Source organism: Streptacidiphilus neutrinimicus (assembly GCF_000787815.1).
GTDB classification, from domain to species: domain Bacteria; phylum Actinomycetota; class Actinomycetes; order Streptomycetales; family Streptomycetaceae; genus Streptacidiphilus; species Streptacidiphilus neutrinimicus.
The window spans coordinates 923-4,907 of the sequence record NZ_BBPO01000127.1 but is presented as its reverse complement, the minus strand read 5'-3'; the positions used below and the strand labels follow the sequence as shown (position 1 = coordinate 4,907).

The window sequence follows — 3,985 nt, the reverse complement described above, 5'->3', positions numbered from 1 at the left end:
GGACGGCGGTGAGGTTTTCGCGGAGGTGTCGCTGCCGCAGGAGAGCCGCTCCGAGGCGGGGCTGTTCGGTTTGCACCCGGCTCTGCTGGACGCGTCGCTGCATGCGATCGGTCTGGGGGGCTTGCTGGAGGACACGGGTCAGGGCCGGCTGCCGTTCGCGTGGTCGGGGGTGTCGTTGCACGCGGCGGGCGCGGGCGAGCTGCGGGTGCGGATCGCCGCCGTCGGTGCGGACGCGGTCTCGCTCGCGGTGGCCGACGGGGCCGGTGCGCCGGTGGCGTCCGTCGACTCGCTGGTGCTGCGGGCCTTCTCGCCCGAGCAGTTGGGCGGTGGCGGAGGTCGGCACGAGGCGCTGTTCCGCCCGGAGTGGACGCCCGTGGCGCTGGCCGCCGCCGGTTCCCTCGGCGCGGTCGCGGTCCTCGGGGACGACGACCTCGGCCTGGCCGATGGGGTGCTTTGCGCGGAGTTGAGCGCGGCGGTGGACCTGAGGCCCGACACGCTCGTGGTGCCGTGGCCGTCGCGGGCTGACGGTGCGGACATGGCGGCTGCCACCCACGCGGCTGTGCACGACGCCCTGGAGCTGCTGCAGACGTGGCTGGCCGAGGAGGCGTTCGCGGACTCCCGGCTGGTCCTGGTGACCCGCGGTGCGATGGCTGCCCGTGACGGTGAGGACGTCCGCGACCTGGCCTCGGCCGCCGTGTGGGGTCTGGTGCGCTCGGCGCAGTCGGAGAACCCGGGCCGGATCGTGCTCGTCGATCTGGACGAGGACGCGGCCTCACGGGCTGCGCTCGCCGCCGCCGTCGACTCCGGTGAGCCGCAGCTCGCCCTGCGTGCGGGTGTGGCGCTGGTGCCGCGTCTGGCGCGGTTGTCTGCGAGCGATGCCGGTGTCGCCCCGGAGCTGGATCCCGAGGGCACGGTGCTGCTCACCGGGGCCACGGGCGCTCTGGGCGGGCTGTTCGCCCGGCACCTGGTGACCGCGTACGGCGCGCGCCGCCTGCTGTTGGTCTCGCGCCGCGGTGGAGCGGCCGAGGGCGTCGACGAGCTGGTCGCGGACCTGTCGTCGCTGGGCGCGGAGGTCGCCGTCGCGGCCTGCGACGTCTCCGACCGCGCCGCACTCGCGGGGCTGCTGGACTCGCTGGAGCACCCGCTCGCTGCCCTGGTGCACACGGCCGGTGTGCTGGATGACGGCATCGTCTCGTCCCTCACCCCCGAGCGGATCGACACCGTGCTGCGTCCCAAGGTGGACGCGGCCTGGCACCTGCACGAACTGACGGAGGAGCAGAATCTCGCCGCCTTCGTGGTGTTCTCCTCGGCTGCCGGGGTGTTCGGTGCGGCTGGTCAGGGCAACTACGCGGCGGCGAACGGCTTCCTGGACGCCCTCGCCCAGCACCGCCGGGCATCCGGACTGCCTGCGACCTCGCTGGCCTGGGGCCTGTGGGCCGAGGACGGCGGCATGGCAGCCGCCCTGGTCCGCTCCGACGTCGAGCGGATGGCGCGCGGCGGCGTCACGGCGCTGACCGCCGAGGACGGCCTGCTGCTCTTCGACGTGGCCGTGCGGTCGCCCGAACCGCTGCTGGTCCCGATCCAGCTGGACCTGGCGGGTCTGCGCGCCCAGGGCACCGCGGGTCTGCTGCCGCCGCTGCTGCGGGGCCTGGTCCGCGGGCCGGTGCGCCGCGCCGCCAGGAGCGCGGGCGCGACCGGCGAGGCGGGCGGATCGGCGCTGGCCCAGCGGCTGGCGGCGCTCTCCGCGGCTGAGCGCGAGACCGCGCTGCTGGAGCTGGTCTGCGCGGAGGTCGCGGCGGTGCTCGGCTACCCGAACCACGCCTCGGTGGACGCCACTCGGGCGTTCAAGGAGCTCGGCTTCGACTCGCTGACCGCCGTCGAGCTGCGCAACCGCCTCAACGGGGTCACCGGCCTGCGACTGCCGGCCACCCTGGTCTTCGACCACCCGACCCCGACCGCGCTCGCCGAGCTGCTCGGAACCGAGCTGCTGGGCTCGCTCCCGGGCGCTGGACTGCCGGCCACTACGGCCGCCGCGAGCTCCCAGGACCACGACGAGCCGATCGCGATCGTCGGCATGGCATGCCGGTTCCCGGGCGGGGTCACCTCCCCCGAGGGCCTGTGGGATCTGGTGGCCACCGGGCGGGACGCGGTGTCGTTCTTCCCGGAGGACCGCGGCTGGGACGTGGAGAACCTCTACCACCCCGACCCGGACCACCCCGGCACCTCGTACACCCGTGAGGGCGGCTTCCTGCACCGCGCGGGGGCGTTCGACCCGGCGTTCTTCGGCATAAGCCCGCGTGAGGCGATGTCGATCGACCCGCAGCAGCGACTGCTGCTGGAGACCTCCTGGGAGGCCTTCGAGCGGGCCGGCATCGACCCGGCCACGCTGCGCGGCAGCCGAACCGGCGTGTTCGTCGGAGTCATGTACAACGAGTACGGCATGCTGCTGGCCCAGTCGGTCGAGGGCCTGGAGGGCCAGGTCGGCACCGGCACCACGGGCAGCGTCGCCTCGGGCCGGGTGTCCTACACGCTGGGCCTGGAGGGCCCGGCGGTGACGATCGACACCGCCTGCTCGTCCTCGCTGGTGGCCCTGCACCTGGCCTGCCAGTCGCTCCGCTCGGGTGAGTCGACGCTGGCACTGGCCGGGGGTGTGACCGTCATGCTGACGCCGGGCACCTTCGTGGAGTTCAGCCGCCAGCGCGGTCTGGCGACCGACGGCCGATGCAAGGCCTTCTCGGACGGCGCGGACGGTACGGGCTGGGGTGAGGGCGTCGGCATGCTGCTCGTCGAGCGGCTCAGCGATGCCCGACGCAACGGTCACCCGGTGCTGGCGATCGTGCGCGGCTCGGCCGTGAACCAGGACGGCGCGAGCAACGGTCTGACCGCCCCGAACGGCCCGGCCCAACAGCGGGTGATCAAGCAGGCCCTGGCCAACGCCGGTCTGACGGCAGGACAGGTCGACGTGGTCGAGGCGCACGGCACGGGGACCCGCCTGGGCGACCCGATCGAGGCGCAGGCCCTGCTCGCGACCTACGGCAAGGACCGGGACTCCGACGCCCCGCTCTGGCTGGGGTCGATCAAGTCGAACCTGGGCCACACCCAGGCCGCCGCAGGCGCCGCCGGGGTCATGAAGATGGTCATGGCGATGCGGCACGGCGTGCTGCCGAAGACGCTGCACGTCACCGAGCCGTCCACGCACGTGGACTGGTCGGTGGGGGCGGTCGAGCTGCTGGCCGAGGCGCGCCTGTGGCCGCTGACCGGCGAGCCGCGTCGCTCGGCGGTGTCGTCGTTCGGCATCAGCGGCACGAACGCGCACGTCCTGCTGGAGCAGGCACCGGCTGTCGACGAGGCGCCTGCGGAGCGCGGTGTCGCGGCGCGTACACCGGCGGCGGTGCCGCTGGTGCTGTCGGGGCGGACGCCGGAGGCCCTCCGCGGGCAGGCCGCGCGGCTGCTGCGGCGACTGGAGAGCGAGCCGGACGCTGACCTGACGGACGTCGGGTTCTCGCTGGCCACGACCCGGGCGACGTTCGAGCACCGGGCGGCGGTGATCGACGGTGAGCCGGGCAGGTTGCGCGATGCGCTGGCCGCGCTGGCCCGTGGCGAGTCGCCGGCCCGGGTCGTCTCCGGCCGGGTGGGTTCCGCCGGTCGCACGGCGTTCCTGTTCGCCGGGCAGGGGAGCCAGCGTGCCGGGATGGGCGCTGAGTTGTACGAGGCGTTCCCGGTGTTCGCGGCGGCGTTCGACGCGGTCTGCGCCGAGCTGGACGGGCAGATGGACCGTCCGCTGCGGGATGTCGTCTTCGCGGGTGAGCGGATCGACGAGACGGCCTCCACGCAGCCCGCACTCTTCGCGGTCGAGGTCGCGCTGTTCCGCCTGGTCGAGTCGTGGGGTGTCCGCCCGGACTTCCTGGCGGGGCACTCGATCGGTGAGATCGCGGCCGCGCATGTGGCGGGCGTGCTCTCGCTCGGCGACGCGGCCAAGCTGGTC

1 protein-coding gene is annotated in these 3,985 nt (G+C 74.2%); it reads left to right on the top strand.

The genetic code is table 11. The features are described 5' to 3' along the window. On the top strand, positions 1–3,985 hold a 3,985-nt coding region (locus tag TR48_RS36690), incomplete at both ends, for a type I polyketide synthase (RefSeq protein WP_152628387.1).